The 22,385-nt window shown below is 62.1% G+C and carries 17 protein-coding genes, 1 tRNA gene and 1 pseudogene; 9 read left to right on the forward strand and 10 right to left on the reverse strand.

Features of this window, described 5'->3' with window-relative positions; translation table 11 throughout:
* From AC1D1N_RS31275 to AC1D1N_RS31295, 5 genes and pseudogenes are all read left to right on the forward strand, one after another.
* A pseudogene (locus AC1D1N_RS31275) lies at positions 1-512 on the forward strand (hypothetical protein); the annotation flags it as partial.
* A gap of 37 nt (positions 513-549) precedes the next feature.
* Entirely contained in the window at positions 550-1,773 is a 1,224-nt protein-coding gene (locus AC1D1N_RS31280; protein WP_477353156.1) for an FAD-dependent monooxygenase, read from the forward strand.
* A 68-nt stretch (positions 1,774-1,841) separates the two neighbouring features.
* A complete protein-coding gene (locus AC1D1N_RS31285; RefSeq protein ID WP_477353158.1) occupies positions 1,842-2,204 on the forward strand; it encodes a MaoC/PaaZ C-terminal domain-containing protein in 363 nt (120 codons plus the stop codon).
* A 100-nt stretch (positions 2,205-2,304) separates the two neighbouring features.
* Complete coding sequence (locus AC1D1N_RS31290; RefSeq protein WP_477353160.1) at positions 2,305-3,561, forward strand: MFS transporter; 1,257 nt, start codon at positions 2,305-2,307, stop codon at positions 3,559-3,561.
* Positions 3,562-4,901: 1,340 nt separating this feature from the next.
* Entirely contained in the window at positions 4,902-5,750 is an 849-nt protein-coding gene (locus AC1D1N_RS31295) for an OmpA family protein (RefSeq protein ID WP_477353162.1), read from the forward strand.
* A 128-nt stretch (positions 5,751-5,878) separates the two neighbouring features.
* Here AC1D1N_RS31295 and AC1D1N_RS31300 read toward each other — a convergent pair whose 3' ends face one another.
* The 4 genes from AC1D1N_RS31300 to AC1D1N_RS31315 form a co-directional block, all read right to left on the reverse strand.
* The gene (locus AC1D1N_RS31300) at positions 5,879-6,316 is read right to left on the reverse strand and encodes a GFA family protein (protein ID WP_477353164.1); all 438 of its coding nucleotides are present in this window, start codon (positions 6,314-6,316) and stop codon (positions 5,879-5,881) included.
* 264 nt (positions 6,317-6,580) lie between these two features.
* The gene (locus tag AC1D1N_RS31305) at positions 6,581-8,134 is read right to left on the reverse strand and encodes an AMP-binding protein (RefSeq protein ID WP_477353166.1); all 1,554 of its coding nucleotides are present in this window, start codon (positions 8,132-8,134) and stop codon (positions 6,581-6,583) included.
* Positions 8,135-8,185: 51 nt separating this feature from the next.
* Positions 8,186-8,941, reverse strand: a complete 756-nt coding sequence (locus tag AC1D1N_RS31310) for an SDR family NAD(P)-dependent oxidoreductase (RefSeq protein ID WP_477353168.1) — start codon at positions 8,939-8,941, stop codon at positions 8,186-8,188.
* Between the two features lie 46 nt (positions 8,942-8,987).
* Positions 8,988-9,932, reverse strand: coding sequence for an NAD(P)-binding domain-containing protein (locus AC1D1N_RS31315; protein WP_477353170.1), 945 nt, complete (start codon positions 9,930-9,932; stop codon positions 8,988-8,990).
* Between the two features lie 7 nt (positions 9,933-9,939).
* Between AC1D1N_RS31315 and AC1D1N_RS31320 the strand changes: the two genes are divergently transcribed.
* Complete coding sequence (locus tag AC1D1N_RS31320; RefSeq protein WP_477353172.1) at positions 9,940-10,269, forward strand: hypothetical protein; 330 nt, start codon at positions 9,940-9,942, stop codon at positions 10,267-10,269.
* 247 nt (positions 10,270-10,516) lie between these two features.
* Here the strand turns inward: AC1D1N_RS31320 and AC1D1N_RS31325 are convergent.
* Positions 10,517-10,593, reverse strand: a tRNA-Pro gene (locus tag AC1D1N_RS31325).
* Between the two features lie 200 nt (positions 10,594-10,793).
* On the opposite strand from AC1D1N_RS31325, the gene AC1D1N_RS31330 reads away from it, so the two are divergent.
* Positions 10,794-12,314 carry a phosphomannomutase/phosphoglucomutase gene (locus AC1D1N_RS31330; RefSeq protein ID WP_477353174.1) on the forward strand — a complete coding sequence of 507 codons (1,521 nt, stop codon included), beginning with the start codon at positions 10,794-10,796 and terminating at the stop codon, positions 12,312-12,314.
* Between the two features lie 30 nt (positions 12,315-12,344).
* Here AC1D1N_RS31330 and AC1D1N_RS31335 read toward each other — a convergent pair whose 3' ends face one another.
* Positions 12,345-13,232: an NmrA/HSCARG family protein gene (locus AC1D1N_RS31335; protein WP_477353176.1), complete on the reverse strand. Its 888-nt coding sequence runs from the start codon at positions 13,230-13,232 to the stop codon at positions 12,345-12,347.
* Positions 13,233-13,330: 98 nt separating this feature from the next.
* On the opposite strand from AC1D1N_RS31335, the gene AC1D1N_RS31340 reads away from it, so the two are divergent.
* On the forward strand, positions 13,331-14,230 hold the full coding sequence (locus tag AC1D1N_RS31340; protein WP_477353178.1) for a LysR family transcriptional regulator: 900 nt from the start codon (positions 13,331-13,333) through the stop codon (positions 14,228-14,230).
* Between the two features lie 50 nt (positions 14,231-14,280).
* Positions 14,281-16,518 (forward strand): mannose-1-phosphate guanylyltransferase/mannose-6-phosphate isomerase, encoded by a 2,238-nt coding sequence (locus tag AC1D1N_RS31345; RefSeq protein ID WP_477353180.1) that lies wholly within the window; start codon positions 14,281-14,283, stop codon positions 16,516-16,518.
* A gap of 190 nt (positions 16,519-16,708) precedes the next feature.
* Here AC1D1N_RS31345 and betB read toward each other — a convergent pair whose 3' ends face one another.
* The 4 genes from betB to betC are packed head-to-tail and all read right to left on the reverse strand — an operon-like array spanning position 16,709 to position 22,382.
* Entirely contained in the window at positions 16,709-18,172 is a 1,464-nt protein-coding gene (gene betB, locus AC1D1N_RS31350) for a betaine-aldehyde dehydrogenase (RefSeq protein WP_477353182.1), read from the reverse strand.
* Between the two features lie 34 nt (positions 18,173-18,206).
* Complete coding sequence (gene betA / locus AC1D1N_RS31355) at positions 18,207-19,859, reverse strand: choline dehydrogenase (protein ID WP_436258971.1); 1,653 nt, start codon at positions 19,857-19,859, stop codon at positions 18,207-18,209.
* On the reverse strand, positions 19,852-20,853 hold the full coding sequence (locus tag AC1D1N_RS31360; protein ID WP_352584787.1) for a threonine/serine dehydratase: 1,002 nt from the start codon (positions 20,851-20,853) through the stop codon (positions 19,852-19,854). Before AC1D1N_RS31360 ends, betA begins: the two co-directional genes overlap by 8 nt.
* Positions 20,853-22,382, reverse strand: a complete 1,530-nt coding sequence (gene betC, locus AC1D1N_RS31365; protein WP_477353185.1) for a choline-sulfatase — start codon at positions 22,380-22,382, stop codon at positions 20,853-20,855. Before betC ends, AC1D1N_RS31360 begins: the two co-directional genes overlap by 1 nt.
* Positions 22,383-22,385: the final 3 nt, after the last annotated feature.

Raw genomic sequence — 22,385 nt, forward strand, 5'->3', positions numbered from 1 at the left:
TCGCTCGCGACGCAACAGCCCAGTTTTCAGGAACGCTTCGCAACGTCTGCGCGCTTGCCGACCTGAAGATGAACCGGCTGCTCGCATCGATCGACGAATGGGCAGAGGCGAATGCACCGTCCGGCGTTGGTCCCATCGAGCGCTTTGCCCCCACTGCAATCGACGCGGCGCCGCAACTGAAGCTCAAACTCGGCGAAGACGTTCGCACGGTGCTATGGGCCACCGGTTTTCGGCCGGACTTTTCGTGGCTGGATTTGCCGATCTTCGATCGCAAGGGCGACCTGAAGCACGATCGAGGCGTTGCTGACGTTCCCGGAGTCTATGTGGTGGGACTGCCATATCTGCGTCGCCGGAAATCGAGCTTCATTCACGGCGCCGAAGACGACGCGCGGGAACTAACCGCGCATCTGACCGACTACGTCGAACGGTCAACGAGCCAATCAGAGTTGCGTTTCGATTTCCCGCGCAAGCGCGGTTCCAATTTAACGGCGTCGGCGCGGATGCACCTTTGATCGCCGTCCAAATACCCGACTCCCCAAGGACATCAAGATGTACATCAAACCAGCCTATTCCCATTACGACGCCATCGTAGTCGGCGCTCGCTGCGCAGGTGCTTCGACCGCCATGCTGCTCGCACGAGCCGGTCTGCGAGTCCTTGCGGTAGACCGCAAGGCCTATGGGTCGGACACGCTCTCGACGCACGCGTTGATGCGTCCCGCTGTTCTCCAGCTGTCCCGCTGGGGCCTGCTGCAAAGGCTGCTGGACGCCGGCACGCCGCTGATAACCGCGACCACCTTCCACTACGGCGATGAGCAAATCACCATACCCCTGCGCGCGAGTCAGCAGCTGCGTGGCCTGATAGCTCCTAGGCGCACGCTGCTGGATAGGACGCTGGTCGATGCCGCGCGCGAGGCCGGCGCCGAGGTATTGCACGACACGGTTGTTGCGGATCTCGTCAGCGGCGCTGATGCCAGGATGCGCGGCGTTAAGATAGTCACTTCTGAAGGGACGCCTCATACCGTCACAGCCGACATCGTAGTTGGCGCCGACGGGATTGGCTCGCTGGTGGCGAAGCGCTCTGGAGCCCAGACGCTGCGGCGCGGCCGAGTCTCGGCTGCCCATCTGTATGCCTACGTCCCGGCGGAGCCGGAGAGCAGCTATCATTGGTATTTTCGGGAGGGTGTGAGCGGCTCGTTCATCCCGACAAATGACGGCCTTGCCTGCATTGTAGCCTCGGTACCGACAGAACATTTCGACGAACGCTTTCGGGGCGGCCACGAAGACGCCCGGATGGCTGTCCTGCGGTCACTTTCTCCTGCGCTGGCCGCCCAGGCCGAGACGGCCCACGGCGATAGTTTGAGCGACGGTCGTATACGTGTGTTCCGCGGCGTGCCGGGCTTCCTACGCCAGGTGTATGGTCCGGGCTGGGCGCTGGTCGGTGATGCCGGGTTCTTCCGAGACCCGATCACCTCGCATGGCATTTCGGATGCTTTGCGAGACAGCGAAAGCCTGGCGCGTGCGGTCCTCGACGGATCGGCTCAAGCTTTCGCATCCTATCAACGCGAACGGGACGTTATCGCCGAGCAGATCCTCAAGGCCACCGACGCAATAGCCTCGTTCGACTGGACGCTCAGCGACATCGAGGCCAGGCATCGGCAGTTCAGCAGTGTGATGAAAGCCGAATTCGAGCGGATCGTTGAACGGGAGATGCAAGCCCGACGTTCCCCGTGGCCTTGGTGGCAGCAGCGCGCCGAAGCCCTTCGTTCTGCTTAGGTGAACCACGCCTGGATGCTGACGCAGCCGGGCTGATCCACGAAAATCAACCGGATGGAGATACATCGATGAGTGCACAGACGAAGGACGGATGGATTGGCATCGTCAAGGGTCGGCCGCAAGTGGGCGATTTTGCCGAACGCTCGCGACGCACACGCCTGGAAGACATCCATGCTTTCACCGAAATGACCGGCGACCGTAACCCGCTGCACTACGACAAGGCGCTCGCCGAGGCATCTGTCTTCGGCAAGCTGATCGTTCAGGGCGGCGTCACCTCCGGCATCCTCAATGCAGTTGTGGCCGAGGACCTTCCTGGCCCTGGCACCGTCTTCCTCGAGGTCGCCTGGAAATTCGTCAAGGCGGTTGGAGTCGACGAGATGATCACCGGCCGAGTCGAGATCAAGGAAGTACGTCCCGACAAGCCGATCTGAAAGATCGAGACCTCAGTACGCAACGAGGCCGGCGAAGTCTGTCTAACCGGCACTGCGACGGTGTTCACCGTGCCGCTGGCTCGCGGCTAGGTGGTTGATCATGGCGCGCCAACTGAGTTCTGATAGCGCGCCCGAGGCCGTTATTGTCGAGGATAGGCATCGCTGGAGCGTGCTGGGCATACTCTGCCTCGCAGTGGTGTTGTCGCTGACCACCTGGTTTTCAGCGACCGCGATCACTCCCGAGCTGAAGGCGGCGTGGCATCTCTCAGGCCCGATCGAGGCATGGCTGACCAATGGCGTGCAGATCGGCTTCGTTGCCGGCGCGCTTATCTCGAGCCTCGTCAATCTGCCTGATGTCGTCAGGCTGAACCGGCTGATGGCGGTTTCCGCGCTGCTTGCCGCCGCCGCCAATGCTTGCCTGCTGCTGCAGCCCGGCCCGGTCGTCATCGTCGCTGCCCGCATCCTAACCGGCGTTGCGTTGGCCGGTGTCTATCCGCCCGCGCTGAAGCTGGTCTCGACCTGGTTCATACGAGGCAGGGGACTGGCGCTCGGCGCCGTCATCGGTGCGTTGACACTGGGTTCGGCGCTGCCGCATCTGTTTCGGGCCCTCACCGGTTCGCTCGACTGGCAATCGGTAATGCTTGCCGCAACCGCCGCGACGCTCATCGGATCCACGATATTCTGGTTCTTCGCTAGCGAAGGGCCATATCCATTCGGCAAGGCGATCTTCGATCCGCGCCAGATAGGCGCAATTTTCGGGGACCGGCCATTGCTGTTGGTCAATATCGGTTATCTCGGCCACATGTGGGAACTCTATGCCATGTGGACATGGTTGCTCACATATGCCCGGTCTGCGCTCGAAGTGCAGGGTCAACCGTCGCCGGCTTTTGCATCACTGCTGACGTTCTGCGCCATAGCGGCGGGTGTCGCCGGCTGCCTGCTTGGCGGCGTGTTGTCTGACCGCTTCGGTCGCAGCCTGACCACGGCAGGAATGATGATTGTGTCAGGTCTCTGCGCGCTCGCTATCGGCTTGGTCTTCAACGGTCCGCTGTGGCTGTTCGTCTTGATCGCAGTTGTCTGGGGCATCTCGGTCATCGGTGATTCCGCGCAGTTCTCCGCGGCGGTGACGGAGCTTGGCGACAGGCGCTTTGTCGGTACGGCGCTCTCCGTGCAACTCGGGCTCGGCTTTGCGCTCACGGTGCTGGTCATCGGATTGATGCCTCACGTGGCGGCCTTGCTTGGCGGCTGGCGTTGGGCATTCTTGTTTCTAGCGCCTGGACCGTTGATCGGTGCCGCGGCGATGCTTGGCCTGCGGCGACTAACTCCTTCCACGAAGATGGCCGGCGGAAGGCGGTAGACTTCATCCCTTCTAGACTAAATCCGTGAGGAGAGGTTGCTGCGTGAGGCATTTTCCGCGCGGCGAGAGGGTGTCGAATTGCCCTGACGCCGGATTTGTTGTCTAGATCGGTGGAGTTCACGACTGGTTGACAACCACCGGGCGCGCGGCTGCCAGCTTGCAAGAGTAACCTCGGTTGCCAACGGTTGTCGCGGGCCGTTTGTGAGGACTGGTAGAGGGAGAGGAACCGACATCCAACCTTCTCCAGGAGAACATGCGTTCCGCCGGTAGCTCGACCCTTCGAACGCTTTCCGGCGTCTCCCTCAGCCAAAACCACCGCCCGGGCGGATCATCGTTTCGGGAATGCGCAAACGTGAAATGACCAAAATTGGTAGCCCCACAGCTTCATACCAGCTGAAGCAGGCTCAGCCTATTGGAACGATTGGGATCGAGAAGTGTTTTAATGGCGACGGGACACGTCTCAAGGAACTCCAAAAACCATGAAGTACAAACGACAGATAATCTCGGGGACCGCGCTTGGCTTGCTGATGGCGTCCTCGCCGATAGGCGCCTACCCGTTGCAAAAGAGCGCCGACCTTTCCAGGCAGGCGACACCGCTTATGCTAGCGCAGTCCGCTTGCCAGGAGGGCGAAAGCGCCGAGGCCTGTGCCGCTCGCCAGGCCAACGAGGCGCCAGCTTCCGAGCAGCCGGCACCACCGGCAGACCCTACTCCGGCACCCGCGCCAGCGCCTGAGAACGCACCCGCGCCTGCAGAGAAGGCCCCTGCAGAAGCTGCACCAACGGCAGAGCCTACCCTCAGTCCGTCAGAGGCCCCAGCCGAGCCGGCTCCTCAGCCTCCAGAACAACCCAAAGCACCTACGACCGAGCAGCCTGCTACTGCGCCTCCGGCTGCGACCGAGCCGGTTCCGCAGCCTCAAGCTCAACCGGAAGCGCCTGCTGCAACCGAGCAGCCTGCTACCACGCCTCCGCCCGCGAAGGAGCCAACTGCACCGCAAACCGAGGCTCCGGCAACGGGAGCTCCGGCTGCAACTGAGCAGCCCGCAAAGGCGGGTCAAGCACCCGCCGACGCGAGCGCCGCACCTGCGAACCCCGATGCAGCCCCTGTTTTGGATAGTCAGAAGGAATCTGCTCCGAGCAATGGACCAGCACCAGCAACGACGGGAGAGCAGACGGACCAACCGGCACCCTCAGATGCTGGTCCCCCTCCGACGTCGGACGCTGCAGCGACCGAGGCTGCCCAGCCTAAGAAGATTGAGTCCGTCAAGTCAGAAGAAGGCTCGCGGCGAGACCGCTCGCCCGAGGAGGAGGGGCGAAAGCGCGAGCGTCCGGAGGGAACCGACGTGGTCCGTGAGATCGGCGACCGGATTATTATCCAGTTCGGCGACCATATCACTGTTGAAAGTAACGACCGGCCGCGCATGACTCGCGGCGCCAAGGAGGTCTACTATGAAGACCTTTCCCGTGGCCGCACCCGCGAGACGATCGTGCGCGAGAACGGCAACCAAATTGTCACTGTGCGGGATCGATATGGCAACGTGATCCGGCGCTCCCGCATCACCGCGGATGGCCGCGAGTTCGTGATGGTCTATGTTGACGATGAATACTACCGCGACAACAACTGGCGGGATCCTGGCCTCGATCTGCCCCCAATCCGGCTCACGATTCCGGTGAATGAGTATGTCCTAGATGCGGCCGACGAAGACGACCCGCAGCGATACTACACGTTTCTGGACCAGCCTCCGGTCGAGCGCATCCAACGACTCTACTCCGTTGACGAAGTGAAGCGCTCGGCCCGTCTTCGTGACATTGTCCGCCGCGTGGACCTCGATACGCTGACTTTCGAGACCGGGTCAGCTGATATAGCTGAAGGCGAATTGGGAAAGCTGAAGGGTCTGGCCGAGGCCATGGAGAAACTATTGGGCGAGAATCCGGCTGAAACCTTTCTGATCGAAGGTCACACCGACGCTGTCGGCTCGGACGAAGCCAATCTCGCGCTATCGGACAGGCGCGCCGAATCCGTCGCGTCCGCCCTTACCAACAGCTTTGCAATTCCACCGGAAAACTTGGTAACGCAGGGTTACGGCGAGCAGTATCTGAAGGTGAAGACTGAAGAAGCCGCTCGTGAAAATCGGCGGGTTGGCATCCGCCGCATCACGCCACTAGTCGCGCCTGTAGCAAGCGCCAACTAACGCAATAACAGCCGGCGATTGGTCATCAATCGCCGGCTAGCGTCGGCTCCTACCTGCCAAGCGAAAGTTGTTGGAGATCAGTATTCGCCGAGAAAAAGAGCAAAGAGTGGCGATTCCTGCCTTTGAATCTAACGACACAATAAAGCTTCAGCAGCGTCGCGAAACGGGCTCTTTACCTGTGGAAGTCCGTCATTCAAAACCTCCCATTCGATTTTGTAGTTAGTCTGAGTGTGAACGACCTGTCCCCACAAGGCTTCTGCGGTCATCGGCCAATCCTCGGGATGGTCGAGCGAGCCAATCATTATCCACATGTCAGGAGCTTTGTCGTAGACGAACACGAGCGGGGAACCACATCCAGTACAAAATCCGCGTTGTGCCACTTCACTTGATCGAAAATAGGTGGGCGTTCCCTGTGTGAATTCTACGCCGTCGTCAAAACGAAGACCGGCCATATGCGGACCGCCATAGGCCTTTTGACAAATCCGACAATGGCAGAAGGCTCCTGCAGTCGGGGCCTTCATTGATCGGTATCGGATCGCCCCACAAAGACAGCCACCTTCGATCATACCGCCAATCCCATAGATCTGATGACACCGTTCGCTCAGTATACATCAAATCATACGACGAAGGTCTGCAATTAGCGCATCCCCTGGGTTCGCTGGTGCCAACGCCGGTCCGGCAGCCTTTGCCCGGAAGCAGTAGGTCAGCTTGTGGTGAGGGAACTACTAGCGGACCTTCAACCTCCGCGGTTGCTTCGGCAAGTTCAAGGCATCCTCAAGATCGACATCCAGAACCGTGTTCTATCGCCCGGTTAACTCGAAGGGAAACAATTAACGCAAGGCTTTCCAATCGAGCTTTCCTGTCGATGTACGGGGCAGAGATTTTCTATACTCGAAAATTCGTGGAATCTTGTACGACGATAAGTTCTCCTTGCACCATGCGGTCAATTTTGCAGAAGCATCCTCCTCAGGTCTGCCCGGCTTCAGCACGACCAGAGCCTTGACCGACTGCCCGCGCCGTTCGTCCTCGATGCCAATCACGCCCGCGTCGGCGACATCGGCATGCGACATCAGCACCTTCTCGATCTCGGCAGGCCAGACTTTGAACCCGGAGATGTTGATCATCCGTTTGCGGCGATCGGTGATGAAGAAGAAGCCGTCGGCATCCACATGGCCTATGTCGCCTGTCATAAAGAGCTTCTTCCCATTGCGATGCATATAGGTGGCCTCCGTTTCCGATGGCCGGCCGAAATATCCGCTGAACAGTTGCGGCGAGGCGATAGCAAGCTCTCCGTCGACGCCGGTCTCGCAAGGTTCTCCTGTGTCAAGTGAGACGATACTCGCTTCAACGCGCTCGAGCGGGAGGCCGATCGATCCCGGCTTCGGCGCAGCGCGCGGATTCATGTGCGTCGCCGCCATGGTTTCAGTCATGCCGAACCCCTCGATATAGTGCAGGCCGGTGACAGCATAGACCCGCTCGTGCAGGGAAACTGGCATGGCAGCGCCACCGCCACCCAGGAACTTCAGACTCGATAGGTCGAATCTTGCGATACTTGTCGCTTCGACAAAATCTTTCATCATGGTCGCGATGTTGCGCCAACACGTGACCTTGTGACGCTCGATCAACTTTGCGGCGATCTCCGGATCCCACCGCCCTGCAAGGACAAGCGCCGCGCCCGCTGCGATCGGCACGTTCATAGAGCTTTGCATGCCGGTGACGTGGTAAAGCGGAAGGCTTACCAGAGCGACATCATCCGACGTGATAGCGCTGGCCTTGCGCGTGCTTGCGATAGCGCGCTGGATCCCGCCATGCAGGTGTGCGCACCCTTTCGGATCGCCTGTGGTGCCCGAGGTATAGACGATCAGCGCAAGGTCATGACTTTGCACCCCTCGCTTTGCAGGCATCTCTCCGCAATCTGTGGCCCGCTCGAAGGATTCCCACTGCTGTCCGGCGGGGCCGACATTTAATCGGTTGGTTTCTGGGGCCCCAACAATCAATCCACCGCGCAGGCATTCAATCGGCCCCGCCAGCAAGAGTGACGCCTGAGCGCCGTATGTGACCGCGAGTCCTGGCCTCGCATCAGCCAGGATCTGATGCACTTCGCGCGCCGTCTTTCTCGGATTTATGGGAACGACGACGCCGCCGGCTCGCAGCACAGCATAATAGGAAACGATGAATTCCAGCTCGTTCTCGAGGATAAGCAGCACTAACTCGCCGCGCGCCAGCGACAATGTGGATTGCAGGAACGCGGCCACCGCATTTGCCAATTGATCGAGTTCTTCATAGGTAACGACACGATCGTCGATGAAGACGGCGGGCTTTGTGGGATATCGTTCGGCTGAAGCGCTGAGGTTGGTGTCAAGGGGGTGGGCTGCGAAACTCATGAGGGTCGACCCGTGCTCGTCTCTGTTCCACGTGACAGGTTGGCGGCGGATTCAGGAAATCAGTTCGCCTCCGTCCGCGATGATGACCTGCCCCGTTACATAGGCGCTGGCATCGGACGCCAGAAACAGAGCAACCCCGGCAATGTCTTCTGGCGTTCCTATCCGACGCAGTGGCGTGCGATTCTCGATTTTCTCCAGCCGTTCCGGATCTTCCCACAGTTCCCGCGCGAACTCCGTCTTGATGAGGCCGGGCGCTATGGAATTGACGCGAATACCTTTCGGGCCCCACTCAACCGCCAAGTTGCGCGTCAGTTGGATCAGCGCAGCCTTCGAAACCCCATAGGCACCGATGCCCTCAGTACCGCGCAGGGCGGCAATGCTCGAAATCATTATCACCGATCCGCCTCCAGCGTTTGCGATATGAGGAAGCGCCGCCTTGCACAGCCAGAGATTGCCCTGCAGGTTGGTGGCAAAGATCTTTTCAAAAGCAGAGTCTTCAATGTCGGTGAGAGATCCGAAGAAGGGGTTGGAAGCCGCGCAGCCGACGACAATGTCCAGACGGCCGTACTGACTAATGGTTTTATTGACCAGTTGTTCGACCTGATCTCTTTTGCTCATGTTACAAGGTTGGGAAATCGCTTCGATCCCTTGCATCTTGAGGTGTCTGAGACCTGCCTCACAATTCTCCTTCTTGCGGCTGGAGATGACAATCTTGGCTCCAGCTTGCCCAAAAGCTTGGGCTATCGCCAAGCCGATGCCCCTTGTCGATCCGGTGATGATCGCCACCTTATTTGGAATCTCGAACATCGACCTTCCTGGTAAGCCGTCGAGCAAGATGCACGCGTGGAGGCATTCACGTCAAACATAAGCGGTCAATGTGATCGGCGAGATAGGCCGCGTCCTGGCCGACGAAGGGAAGAATGGCTGACCGCCACGTGTGCATCCAGTGCAGTCCGAGGAAATAGACCCCGGGGCAGGCGGTTATGCCGCGCTGTTGGATTGGAACGCCATTGGCATCGGTGACCGGCAGCTTCAACCAGTCGAAACTATAGCCATACCCAGTTGCCCAAATGACGCTACCGACGTTTTCTTGGCGCAGGTTCAGTCTGCGGATGCCATCGACACAGGCAGGCGCCAGTGGCGCCGATGTCTCCTTTTGATGGAGTTCGGAACTCATTGTGGTCGCCAGCGCATCCGCCACCTCGATGAAACCAGCATGGCTCTTGTCGGCTGCGGCCAGCAACTCGCCGGCGTCGCCAGCAAGCATCAGCGTGTCATCGCTGATACCCAACACGCGTCCGACAAGGGTCGCACCCGCAAGGCCGAGGCTACGTGGGTCGAGGTCGTATCCCCCATCCACACCCGTTATGACGATGGGCGGCGGATATCTCCTGCCTGGAAAGGTGTCGATGTCCACATCGAAGCGGCCCAAGTTTTCGTACCACCAGATGACATCCTTGCCGCGATAACGCCGGGGCACGCGGGCATGGCGGCTGATCGCCAGAAATACCCGCCTGCCGCTGCGCAGAAGTTCGTCGGCAATCTGACAGCCGGAGTTACCGCTGCCCACTACTAGTACGGGACCCGGCGGAAGACTTTCCGGACTGCGGTAGCGGATGGCGTCGATCTGATAAATAGTTTTCGGCACAGCGCAGCTATAGTCTGGGATTAGGGGACGCTGGAACGGACCGGTGGCGATGACAACATGCCGTGCCCGGACCTCGCCACATGAAGTTTCAAGGACATACTCGCCGGTGTTTCCATCAGGACTGAGTTTGGTAAAAACCGAGAGAGCCATTGAGGGGATGCTGGAGGCGAAGCGCCTCGACCCATTCTTCAACCCTTATTGGTATTGGGGCGAACTCGCCGCCGTCTACTTCAACGCGCGCCGCTATGACGACGCCATTGCCAACATGCGCCGATCAAGTTCTTTGTCGTTTTCGAAACAGGTTTGGTTCGCCGCAAGCTACGCAATGGCTGGCAAGCCCGATCTTGCGAGAGATTGCGTTGCTGGTTTGCTGCGCCGGATCCCAGAATTCTCCACTGCCAGATACGTGGCCAAGGAGCCGCTGTTTCGCATCGAAGACCGCCAGCATTTAGCTGAAGGCATGCGCAAAGCGGGCTTGCCGGAATGACCGCTTTGGGGTCACGCCAAGGCATCAGTCCTTCTGACAGTTGCGTCCGCTATCGTTCTTCCGACGCCAAAAGCCGCCCTTCCGCTTGCGGCCCCATTGCAGTCATCCGACGACTGCCGGCAACTGACCGCTGCTTAGGAGAGCGGTACACCCTGCCAGCCGCGAAGAGCTGCCAACTACTTTTCCATTTCTGTGGGGATATCTGTGGGGTGTCGGGAGAAACGGACACCTAAATGTCTGTTTTTTCTGGTCGGAGTGGCAGGATTTGAACCTGCGACCCCCTCGTCCCGAACGAGGTGCGCTACCAGGCTGCGCTACACTCCGTGACCAGACCGCGGGCTTATAGCCGCCGTACTTCGTTCCTGCAAGCGGCAATGGCAGCGCTTCTGTCGCATTTCGTTCGCTTTCGTCGGGCATTGCCGCAAAGCTTGGATTTCCCGCCCGGGATAAACCCCGCTTAAAGCCTTGTGTGCTAGGCAGCAGCCTCGATAAATCGTGTTTTCGCCATCTGGAGCTCTGCTGTCTTGCCCCTGAAAATCGTAGGCGACGCCCGGCCCAACAGCTTCGAATTCGAAACGGAAGCGCTGATCAAAGCGTCGGGATTTCGCGAGTACGATGCGCGCTGGTGGTTCGGTCTCCCCGGCTCCGCGCAGCCGCCGGAGCTCAACCTGATCGGCGTCCAGGCGCTCGGCATGGGGCTGGGCACGTTGATTCGGCGTCTTGGCGCCGGGCCGGACATCGTCACCGGCCACGATTTCCGCGCCTATTCGCTCGGCATCAAGCTGGCGCTGGTGTCCGGCCTGATGGCTGCGGGCGCCAGAGTAAAAGACATTGGCCTGGCGCTGTCGCCGATGGCCTATTTCGCCCAGTTCGCGCTCGACACACCGTCCGTCGCCATGGTCACGGCCTCGCACAATGAAAACGGCTGGACCGGGGTCAAGATGGGCGCGGCGCGGCCGCTGACCTTCGGGCCGGAGGAGATGAGCGCACTGAAACAGATCGTGCTGTCGGGCGATTTCCATCTTGCCGGCGGCGGCTCCTATGAATTCGTCTCTGGTTTTCGCGAGACCTATCTCGACGACCTTGTCGGGAACAAACGCATCGCGCGAAAGCTGAAGGTCGTGGCGGCATGCGGCAATGGCACCGCCGGTGCCTTCGCGCCGCAGGCGCTGGAGCGCATCGGCTGCGAGGTGATCCCGCTCGACGTCGAGCTCGACCATACTTTTCCGCGTTACAACCCGAACCCGGAGGACATGCAGATGCTGCATGCCATCAGGGACAAGGTTCTGGAGACCGGCGCCGATGTCGGGCTGGGCTTCGACGGTGACGGCGACCGTTGCGGCGTGGTCGACAATGAAGGCAACGAGATCTTCGCCGACAAGGTCGGCGTCATGCTGGCGCGGGATATTTCGAGCCAGTATCCCGGCTCGACTTTCGTAGTCGACGTCAAGTCGACCGGGCTGTTCAACACCGACGGTGTGCTGCGCGCCAATGGCGCCGTCACCGATTACTGGAAGACCGGCCACTCCTATATCAAGCGCCGCGTTGCCGAGCTCGGCGCCGTCGCCGGCTTCGAAAAGTCAGGCCATTTCTTCTTCAACCCGCCGATCGGCCGCGGCTACGATGATGGTCTCATCACGGCAATAGCCATTTGCCAGATGCTAGAGCGCAATCCGAAAAGCTCGATGGCCGATCTCTACCGCGCACTGCCGCTGACCTTCGGAACGCCGACCATGTCGCCGCATTGCGCCGACGATGTGAAATACGGCGTGGTCGAACGCGTGGTGATTGACTTCCAGGCAATGCAGCGCGACGGCGAGGCTTTTGCCGGCCAGAAGATATCGGACCTCATCACCGTCAACGGCGTGCGCGTCGTTGCCGAGGATGGCACCTGGGGGCTGGTGCGGGCGTCGTCGAACAAGCCGGAGCTTGTCGTGGTTGTCGAAAGCCCGGTATCGTCCGACCGCCGCCGTCAGATGTTCGAGGCCGTCGACGCCGTGCTGCGCCGCAGTCCCGAAGTAGGCGCCTACAACCAGACCTTCTAGGTTCCCACGTTTCGGTTCGGGCAGGAATAGTCAGGCGGCGGAAGTCGCCTGCCCAAGCACACTCCAGTCGAATTCTCGTGCCCAGTCGGCAAAACTGTGCCAGCGGACCTCCGGGAATTCCTTGCGCAAGGCGCCGATGTCGACATCGTAGCCGACGCGGTCGAACCATTCGAACATCAGCGCGGCATCCTCGCTCTGCTGGCGTGCCACGGCGATCGGGATTTCCTGATAGCTGATGGGTCGGCCGATGACCTGCGACAGGATTTTCGCTTGCTCTTCGCCCGACAATTCGTCCCCGGCAAAGTCGAAGCGCTTGCCGAACACTTGTTCGCGCCGCTCGGCCAAGGCGGCGACGAAAGCGCCGATGTCAGCCAGAGCGACCAGCTGGAGGGCACGCTTTGGTGGCACCGCGAAGGCATAGGTGCCCTGGCTGAGCGCGCTGATCGACCACGGCGCAACGACATTCTCCATGAAGGCGGCGGGCGCGCTGATCGTGTAGGGGATGCCGAGCCCGACGACATGTTTCTCGACGAGATACTTGCTGTCGAAATGCGGAATGCCGGTTTTCTTGTCTGCACTGGCAACTGAAGAATAGATCAGATGCCCGACGCTGGCAGCCTTCGCCGCATCGGCCGCAAGGATCCCTTGGCGGGTCTCTTCTTCCATGCCGGCCTCATAGCTGTTGCCCATCAGGAACATGGTGTCGACGTCTCCGGCGGCCCTCACGACGGAGGCTGTATCGGCGAGATCGCCAGCCACCACTTCGGCGCCCGCCGCCGCCAAATGCCGAGCGGCTTCGCTGTCTGGCTTGCGCGTCAGCGCCTTCACCCGATGTCCTTTCGACAGCAGGGCGCGCGCCACGGCGCCGCCTTGCTGGCCGGTAGCGCCGGTCACTAGTATGGTTCTTTTGCTGATCATCTCGTCTGCTCCTTTTGTTCGCTGGAGTAGAATTAGGGTCTGTCGCATTGATGCATAACTGCCTATAATTGGAAAACTTTGTCCCGTTTTTGGATACAATGCTTGACCTCAATGACATCGTCGTATTTGCCCGCGTCGTCGAAGCCGGCAGCTTCACGGCGGCGGCGCGCTTGCTGGCCATGCCCAAGACGACGGTCAGCCGCCGCATTGCCGCGCTCGAACGCGAGGTGGGGGTCCGCCTGCTGCAGCGCACGACGCGTAGCCTCAATATGACGGATGCCGGGCGTCTCTATTACGAGCAGAGCAGCCAGGCGCTGCGGACGATCGAGGAGGCCAATCTGCGTCTTGCCGAAACCAGGGCGGAGCCGTCGGGCACGATTCGCATTTCGGCCCCGGTCGGCTTTAGCGGCCATTTCCTTATCGGCGCCGTCGTCGACTTCCTCGCAATGTATCCAAAGACCAAGGTCGAGCTCCGCCTGACCGACGACAGGCTCAATCTGGTCGAGGACGGTATCGATCTCGCTTTCCGCACCGGCGCGCTCCAGGATTCGACGCTGATCGCTCGCAAGCTCGGCTCCACGCACAGGCTGCTCTGCGCCAGCCCGGACTATCTCGCGCACCACGGCGTGCCGGAAGAGCCAGTGGATCTCGCGCGCCATCAATGCGTCGTCGCCGGCCCATCGACGTCGGGTGCCCACTGGGTGCTGGATGGGCCGCGCGGCCAGGAGACGGTTGCCGTGGCTGGCCGCTTCGCCGCCAACGAGATGCAGGCGGTCATTGCAGCCACACTTGCGGGCTTCGGCATCGCCCAATTGCCCCACGTGCTTGCCGAGGGGTTGATCAATGAAGGGCGGTTGCGGCGCGTTCTCAAGCAGCATACGACGCCGGCCGGTGGCCTCCACGTCCTCTATCCGAGCAGCCGTCACCTTTCGCCCTTGGTCAAGGCCTTCATCGAGCTGGCAGCCGAGCGGATTTCCAGCCAGGTAAACACGGCTTAAAGGCATGCGTGCTACCCAATCGACCAACAACTCTTGAGCGCGAGACCCGAATGACCGAGCGCATTGTCAGTTTTGTCATGAGTGGCGGTGTCGGTTCGCGGCTCTGGCCGCTGTCGCGCGAGGACAATCCAAAACAGTTCCACGATCTTTCCGGCGACGGCTCGATGCTGGCCAAGACGCTGCGCCGGCTGACGGCACGGCCGGAAGGCGAGACGCCGATCTTCCTGATCGCCGCCGAGCGTCATGCCGAGCGCGTCCATGCCGACCTTGCCGGCCTTGACCTCTCGGGCGGCGGTCCGCTGTTCGAACCGACCGGCCGTAACACCGCTGCTGCCGTGGCGCTGGCTGCATTGCGCACGCTGTCCGAGTTTGGCGACAGCCTGGTGTTGGTGGTGCCGTCGGACCACGAAATCGCGACGCCGAAGCAGTTCTGGCAGAGCGTCGAGGTCGGCAGCGAGGCAGCCCTTGCTGGCCGGCTGGTGGTGTTCGGCATCAGGCCGACGCAGCCCGAGACCGGCTACGGCTATATCGAGGTGTCAGGCGAGAACAGCGGCGTCTTCGACGTCTCCCGTTTCGTCGAAAAGCCTGACCTTGCCACCGCGCAGAGCTATCTCAAGGCCGGCACTTTCTACTGGAACACCGGCATCTTTCTGTTTCGCGCCGGCGCCATGCGCGACGCGTTCGCGGCGTTCCAGCCGGACATCTGGCAAGCCACGGAAGCGGCCTACAAGGCGGCGACATCGGATCTGTCCGGCCTCTATATGCCGCTGGAGCTCTACGCCGCCATCCCGTCGAACTCGATCGACTACGCCATCATGGAGCGGGCCAAGGACATTGCCATGGTGCCGGCCGGCTTCCGCTGGAACGACCTCGGCTCCTGGCAGTCGCTGCTCGATGTCGGCCCTGCCGATGCCAAGGGCAATGTCGTCGTCGGCGATGTCGTCGCCATCGATTGCGAGAATTCCTACATCAGAAGCGACGGCCGGCTCCTGTCGGCGATCGGGATGAAGGATGTCGCTATCGTCTCGACCGCCGACGCCACTTTCGTCGCGCCGGTCAGCCACAGCCAGCATGTGAAGAAGATCGTCGAGCAGCTGGAAAAATCGGGCCGGCTGGAAACCAGGTTCACGCCCGCGCATGACCGCGTCATCGAAAGCGGCGCCTGGCGGCGGCGCGTGCATCACTGGCTGTTCGAAGAGACCTTGCCGCTGTGGTCGACGGCAGGCGTCGACGAGCGCCATGGCGGTTTTCACGAGGCGCTCGGCTTCGATGCCCAGCCGATGGTGAAACCCAAGCGCATGCGCACGACGGCCAGGCAGATCTACGCCTTCGCTGTTGCCAAGGCGCGCGGCTGGGACGGACCGGCGGACCGACTGATTGCCCATGGCATCGCCTTCATGGCCGGCAAGGGTCGCACGGACCGGGGCGGCTGGGTGCGCACGCTCAATGTCGACGGCTCCGTCGCCGATGCCACCGAGGATGCCTACGACCATTCCTGCGTGCTGCTGGCGCTGGCGCATGCGCATATGTGCGGCAACCCCGAGGCATTGCGGCTGGGCCAGGAGACCTTTGTGTTCCTCGACGCGCATCTCGAGGATGCCCGCATGACCGGTTTTCTCGAGACATCGGACGGCGAGGGCGAACGGCGCTCCAACCCGCATATGCATCTGCTCGAGGCTTTCCTGGCCTGGTACGAGGCGACGGGCGACCGCACCTATCTGCGACGCGCCGCCCGCATCATCGACCTCTTCCGCAGCCATTTCTTCGACGCCGAGAGCTGGACGCTCGGCGAATTTTTTGACGCGGGATGGAAACCCGCGGCCGGCGAGAAGGGCACATGGACCGAGCCCGGCCACCATTTCGAATGGGCCTCGCTGCTCACCGACTTTGCCGCCCGTAGCGGCCAGAGCGAGTTGAGCAATTTTGCCCGCAAGCTCTACGCCTCGGCGATCGCCAACGGCCTCAACCGCGCCACCGGCCTTGCTTACGGCGCTGTCTCAAGACAGGGCCTGCCGCTCGAACTTGTGTCGCGCAGCTGGCCGCAGGCCGAAGCGATCAAGGCGGCGATCGCACTGGATGGCTCCGGCGGTCCCGATCTCAAGCCCGAGATCGAGGCGCGAGTCGGCCGCCTGTTCCGCTGGCACGTCGACCCGGCCCCGCTCGGCCTCTGGATCGACCGCATCGACGAACGCGGCCGCTCGCTGGCATCGGACGTGCCGGCCAGCATCTTCTATCATCTGGTCTGCGCGCTGACGCAGTATCTGGATGGAACGGCGCAGAAGGGGTGAGGCGCTGAAGCTGCTGATCTCCCCCCTTGAGGGGGAGATGGCCGGCAGGCCAGAGGGGGTCGGTTCGACTGGATGCGACCTCCTTGCGATCGATGAAGGTTGGTGCTTCACGCGCGGCGACCCCCTCTGTCGCCTTCGGCGACATCTCCCCCTCAAGGGGGGAGATTAGGCGCTCGCCCGCTTTCGCCAATCAATAAGGGCTCGCCACGTCCCCGGTCTCGACATACACCGCCTTCAACTGCGAATAGAGCGCCAGCGCCGCCAGCGAATTCTCGCGCCCGATACCGGACTGCTTCACCCCACCGAACGGGATTTCCACCGGCGTCAGATTGTAGGCGTTGATCCAGCACGTGCCGGCCTGCATCTCTGCGATGACGCGATGCGCGCGCTGCAGGTCGCGGGTGAACACACCGGCGGCGAGGCCGAATTCGGTGTCGTTGGCACGGTCGATCACCTCGTCCTCGCCGTCGAACTTCAGCACGCTCATCACCGGTCCGAAAATCTCCTCGCGCGCGATGCGCATTCCGTCGGTGACGCCGGTGAACACCGTCGGCTCGACGAAGAAGCCGCCATCAAAACCCTGCAGCGACGGTACGTTGCCGCCGCAGGCCAGCGTCGCTCCATCCTGCTGGCCGGCCTTGATGTAGGAGACGACCTTCTCCTGCTGCGCCTTGTTGACCAGCGGTCCCATCTGCGTCTCTGGATCGAGCGGATCGCCGATGCGGATCTTTTTCGTCCGCTCGACCAGCCGGTCGACGAAACGGTCGTGGATGCCGCTCTGCACGAAGACGCGCGTGCCGTTGGAGCAGATCTGCCCCGTCGAATAGAAATTGCCGAGCATGGCGCCGCCAATGGCATTTTCGAGATCGGCATCATCGAAGACGATCAGCGGCGACTTGCCGCCGAGCTCCATCGTCGCGTGCTTCATCTTCGAGCCGGCCAGCGACAGCACCTTGCGGCCGGTCGGCACCGAGCCGGTCACTGACACTTTGGCAACGACATCATGGCCGACAAGGCCGGCACCGACATCGCCATAGCCCTGCACAACGTTGAACAGCCCGTCGGGCAGGCCAGCCTCTGAGTAGATTTCGGCCAGCGCCAGCGCCGACAGCGGGGTGTTCTCCGACGGCTTGAACACCATGGCATTGCCCATGGCGAGCGCCGGCGCGGATTTCCAGCCGGCGATCTGGATAGGATAGTTCCAGGCGCCGATGCCGACGCACACGCCAAGCGCCTCGCGGCGCGTATAGGCAAAGGGTCCGCCGAGATCGATGGCCTCGCCGTTGAAGGCAGCGACCGCACCGCCGAAATATTCGAGGCAGTCGGCCGCCGACGGCGCGTCCGCCACCAGCGTTTCCTGGATCGCCTTGCCGGTATCCAGCGTCTCGATGCGCGCGAGATCGGCGTTGCGGGCGCGCAAAATGTCGGCGGCGCGGCGCAGGATGCGGCCGCGCTCAACCGGCTTCATCCGCGCCCAGGCCGGTTGTGCCGCGCGTGCGGCTTCGATCGCCAGCTCCAGCACATTCGGCGTCGCCGAATACAAGGTGGCGATGATCTCGCCCGTCGCCGGATAGATCACCGGCAGCGGCGCACCACCTTCATCCTCGATGTAGCGGCCGTTGACATAGTGCGATGCCGTTGGCTGGGCGCGCATATGAAGTCTCCAATGATCTTCGCTGGACAATGCCCTATCGATCCGCGACCTGCCAGCGCGGATTGATCCAGGGTTCCTGGTTGGACGGCGCCAGCGGCGTGCGGCCGAGAATGTGGTCGGATGCCTTCTCGCCGGTCATGATCGACGGCGCGTTGAGATTGCCGTTGGTGACGCGCGGGAAGATCGAGGAGTCCGCGACGCGCAGTCCTTCGACGCCGATGACGCGGCATTCCGGATCGACCACGCTCATGATGTCGTCGGCGCGGCCCATCTTGCAGGTGCCGCACGGGTGGTAGGCGCTCTCGGCATGATCCCGGATGAAGGCATCGAGATCCTCGTCCGACTGGACGTGCGAGCCCGGCGAGATTTCCTTGCCTCGAAAACTGTCGAAAGCCTTCTGGCCGAAGATCTCGCGGGTCAGCCTGATGCAGTGGCGGAACTCCGTCCAGTCGTCTGGATGCGACATGTAGTTGAAGCGGATGACCGGCGTCGCTTTGGGGTCGGGCGAGCGCAGCGTCACCGAGCCGCGCGACTTCGAGCGCATCGGTCCGACATGCGCCTGGAAGCCATGCGCCTTGGCCGCCGCCTTGCCGTCATAGCGTACCGCCGCCGGGATAAAGTGGTACTGGATGTCGGGGTAGTCGACGCCGGCTTGCGAGCGCACGAAGGCCGCGGCCTCGAAATGGTTGGTGGCGCCGAGGCCGGTCTTGAAGAACAGCCACTGCGCCCCGATCAGCGCCTTGGAGAACGGGTTGAGCACCGAGTTCAGCGTGATCGGCTGCGTGGATTCCTGCTGGATGTAGAGCTCCATATGATCCTGCAGATTGCGGCCGACACCTGGCCGGTCGGCCACGACCTGGACGCCGTTTTCGGCGAGATGCGCGGCCGGGCCGATGCCGGACAGCATCAGGATCTTGGGCGAATTGATCGACGATGCGGCAACGATTACCTCACGTCGTGCCTTAACGACCTGAATCTGTTTGTGAGCTTCGATCTCGACGCCGACGGCGCGTTGATTCTCGATGATTACCCTGTGGGCGAAACCTTTGACCACACTGACATTTTGCCGTTTGAGAGCCGGCTTCAGATAGGCTGATGCCGCCGACCAGCGGCGGCCGCCGCGTATGGTTTGCTCCATCGGCCCGAAGCCTTCCTGCTTCGAACCGTTGTAGTCGTCGGTCAGCTCAAAGCCGGCCTGGCGGCCGGCCTCGACGAAAGCGCCGTAGAGCGGATTTTTGCGCGGGCCGCGCTGGACGTGCAGCGGCCCGCCATGGCCCCGCCAGCCATCCTCGCCGCCGTCATTGTCTTCCATCCGCTTGAAGTAGGGCAGCACGTCGGCGAAGCTCCAGCCGGTCGCGCCCTCTTCGGCCCAATGGTCGAAGTCGCGGGCATGGCCGCGCACATAGACCATGCCGTTGATCGAGGACGAACCGCCGATCACCTTGCCGCGCGGCGTCGCCAGCACGCGGCCGCCGAGATGCGGCTCCGGCTCGCTGGCAAAGCCCCAGTCGTAAAGGCTCATGTTGAGCGGGATCGACAGCGCCGACGGCATCTGGATCAGCGGTCCGATATCGGTGCCGCCAAACTCGATGACGATGACCGAATGCTTGCCGTCTTCCGACAGCCGGTAGGCCATGGCCGAGCCGGCCGAGCCGGAGCCGATAATGACGAAATCTGCTTCAAGCATGGTTCATATGCGCCATGAAATCGGCGAGCGAAACGTTGCCGCCGGTAGCCACAACCAGGACGGTTTTACCCGCCACATTCACCTTGCCGCCGAGCAGTGCCGCCAGCGACGCCGCGCCCGACGGTTCCAGCACCAGCTTCATCCGCTCGAAGGCGATCTTCATTGCCCGCCGCACAGATGCATCGTCGACGGTGATGCCGCGCACGCCGGCGGTCTTGACCGCCGCGAACGGCGCATCGCCCGGCCGCCGCGACATCAGCCCGTCGCAGATCGATTTCGGCGCGATCGGCATGGTCTCGATGGCGCCGTGATCCAATGACGCCCCCATGCCGTTGAACCCTTCCGGCTCGACGCCGATGATCTCGGTCGCCGGCGACAAATAGTGGAAGGCGAGCGACACACCGCCGATCAGTCCGCCACCACCGACCGAGCAGAACAAGAGGTCGGCACTGGCGTCCTTTGCCTCAAGTTGTTCGAGCGCTTCGAGCCCGGCGCCGGCCTGGCCGGCGACGATCTCCGGATCGTCGAATGGATGCAGCAACGCCAGCCCTTCGGTTTCGGCAATCTCGCGCGCCTTGGCGGCCGCGACCTCTTCACGGGCGCGCTCGCCATGATCGGTCAGCACGACGCGCGCGCCATAGCCAGCGGTGGCATCCCGCTTGGCGGCCGGCGCATCGATCGGCATGACGATGGTGACGGGAATGCCGAGCGCCTGGCCGGCAGCCGCCAGCCCTTGCGCGAAATTGCCGGAGGAGTAGGCGACGACGCCTTTCCTGGCTTCGTCAGGCGACAGCCGCTTCAGCCGCCAATAGGCGCCGCGCACCTTGAAGGAGCCCGCCCATTGCAGCGATTCCGGCTTGATGAACACGCGCGCAGCACCGGTCTCCTTGGCGAGCGCCGCGGATTCCAGCAACGGCGTGATCTGCGTCGCCCTGGAGGTGACGGCATAGGCCTGCTTGAGATGATCGAGGGAGGGAACGAACGTTGTTGTCATCATTCGCCTCGCGGATACCTTTTGCTCTCTTCGAGATTGTCGAGATTCATGTGGTTGCGCATGTACCGCTCCGATGCTTTTTGCAGCGGCTGGAAATCCCACGGGTAATAGGCGCCATTGCGCAGCGCCGGGTAGACGACCCACCGGCGCGCCTGGCTCTCGCGCACCGCGGCGTCGAAGGCGACCATGTCCCAACGCGCCCGGACTGCTCTTGTGAAAGCTGTCACGAGGGCAGTGTGCGCCGGATCGTTGGCGAGGTTGTCGCGCTCGAGCGGGTCGGCTTCGAGATCGAACAGTTGCGGCGGGTCGAGCTCGCAATGGACGAATTTGTATTTGCCGTCGCGGATCGCCACCAGCGGCGCGTAGGAGCCTTCGGCTGCGTACTCGATCAACACGGGCGTGGTGCGCTGCCCGCCCTTGGCAAGCGGCAGCAGCGACTGGCCGTCGGTCCATGGCGCGATCGCCCCGATGTCGATGCCGGCGAGGTCGCAGAGCGTCGGCGTCACGTCGAGATTGGAAACCGGCGCCTCGATCAGCCCTGATGGCACGCCATTGCCGGCGATCATCAGCGGCACCCGCACAGAGCCCTCGAAGAAGCTCATTTTGAACCACAGGCCGCGCTCGCCCAGCATGTCGCCATGGTCGGAGCAGAACAGGATGGTGGTGTCGTCGAGCATGCGCGTGCGCTTGAGAACGTCCAGAAGCTCGCCAAGCTTGTCGTCGACATAGGAAATGTTGGCGAAATAGCCGCGCCGTGAACGACGCACCTGCTCGCGGGTAATGTCGAAGGAGGGGTAGTCGGAGGCATGATAGAGACGCTGCGAATGCGCGTCCTGATCGTCACGCGCGATGAAGCCCGTTTCCGGGTCCAGCGCCTGGCTGTGTTCATAGAGATCCCAGTACTGCTTGCGCGCGACGTAGGGGTCGTGCGGGTGCGACAGCGAAACGGTAAGGCACCAGGGCCGATGCTCCGCATCGTCCTGCTCGCGCGAAAGCTGATAGAGCTTCTGCGTGGCGAGGAACACGACCTCGTCGTCATACTCCATCTGGTTAGTGGTCTCGGCGACACCGGCGCCGGTCACCGAGCCGAGATTGTGGTACCACCATTCGATGCGCTCGCCGGGCTTGCGGTAATCCGGCGTCCAGCCGAAATCGGCCGGATAGATGTCGGTGGTCAGCCGCTCCTCGAAACCGTGCAACTGGTCTGGCCCGACGAAATGCATCTTGCCCGACAGGCAGGTGTAGTAGCCGGCGGCGCGCAGATGATGGGCGAAGGTCGGGATCGAGGAGGCGAACTCCGCCGCATTGTCGTAGACCCCGGTGCGCGACGGCAATTGCCCGCTCATGAATGAGGCGCGGCCGGGCGCACAGAGTGGCGAGGCGGTGTAATTGTTGGCAAAGCGAGCCGAGCGGGCGGCCAGCGCCTTCAGATGCGGCACATGCAGGAAGTCGGCCGGCCCGTCGGGGAACAGCGTGCCGTTGAGCTGATCGACCATGACGATCAGGATATTGGGTCGCCTTGATGTCACTGA

This window comes from Mesorhizobium sp. P2_B5 (assembly GCF_056404775.1).

Excerpts from the sequence above, each read along its gene's own strand:
- AC1D1N_RS31345 (WP_477353180.1), top strand. The coding sequence starts at position 14,281 with ATGACCGAGCGCATTGTCAGTTTTGTCATGAGTGGCGGTGTCGGTTCG.
- AC1D1N_RS31290 (WP_477353160.1), top strand. The coding sequence starts at position 2,305 with ATGGCGCGCCAACTGAGTTCTGATAGCGCGCCCGAGGCCGTTATTGTC.
- AC1D1N_RS31305 (WP_477353166.1), bottom strand. The coding sequence starts at position 8,134 with ATGAGTTTCGCAGCCCACCCCCTTGACACCAACCTCAGCGCTTCAGCC.
- AC1D1N_RS31335 (WP_477353176.1), bottom strand. The coding sequence starts at position 13,232 with ATGATCAGCAAAAGAACCATACTAGTGACCGGCGCTACCGGCCAGCAA.
- AC1D1N_RS31310 (WP_477353168.1), bottom strand. The coding sequence starts at position 8,941 with ATGTTCGAGATTCCAAATAAGGTGGCGATCATCACCGGATCGACAAGG.
- betA (WP_436258971.1), bottom strand. The coding sequence starts at position 19,859 with ATGCTTGAAGCAGATTTCGTCATTATCGGCTCCGGCTCGGCCGGCTCG.
- AC1D1N_RS31300 (WP_477353164.1), bottom strand. The coding sequence starts at position 6,316 with ATGATCGAAGGTGGCTGTCTTTGTGGGGCGATCCGATACCGATCAATG.
- AC1D1N_RS31320 (WP_477353172.1), top strand. The coding sequence starts at position 9,940 with ATGCTGGAGGCGAAGCGCCTCGACCCATTCTTCAACCCTTATTGGTAT.
- AC1D1N_RS31340 (WP_477353178.1), top strand. The coding sequence starts at position 13,331 with ATGCTTGACCTCAATGACATCGTCGTATTTGCCCGCGTCGTCGAAGCC.
- AC1D1N_RS31360 (WP_352584787.1), bottom strand. The coding sequence starts at position 20,853 with ATGACAACAACGTTCGTTCCCTCCCTCGATCATCTCAAGCAGGCCTAT.
- AC1D1N_RS31285 (WP_477353158.1), top strand. The coding sequence starts at position 1,842 with ATGAGTGCACAGACGAAGGACGGATGGATTGGCATCGTCAAGGGTCGG.
- AC1D1N_RS31280 (WP_477353156.1), top strand. The coding sequence starts at position 550 with ATGTACATCAAACCAGCCTATTCCCATTACGACGCCATCGTAGTCGGC.
- betB (WP_477353182.1), bottom strand. The coding sequence starts at position 18,172 with ATGCGCGCCCAGCCAACGGCATCGCACTATGTCAACGGCCGCTACATC.
- AC1D1N_RS31315 (WP_477353170.1), bottom strand. The coding sequence starts at position 9,932 with ATGGCTCTCTCGGTTTTTACCAAACTCAGTCCTGATGGAAACACCGGC.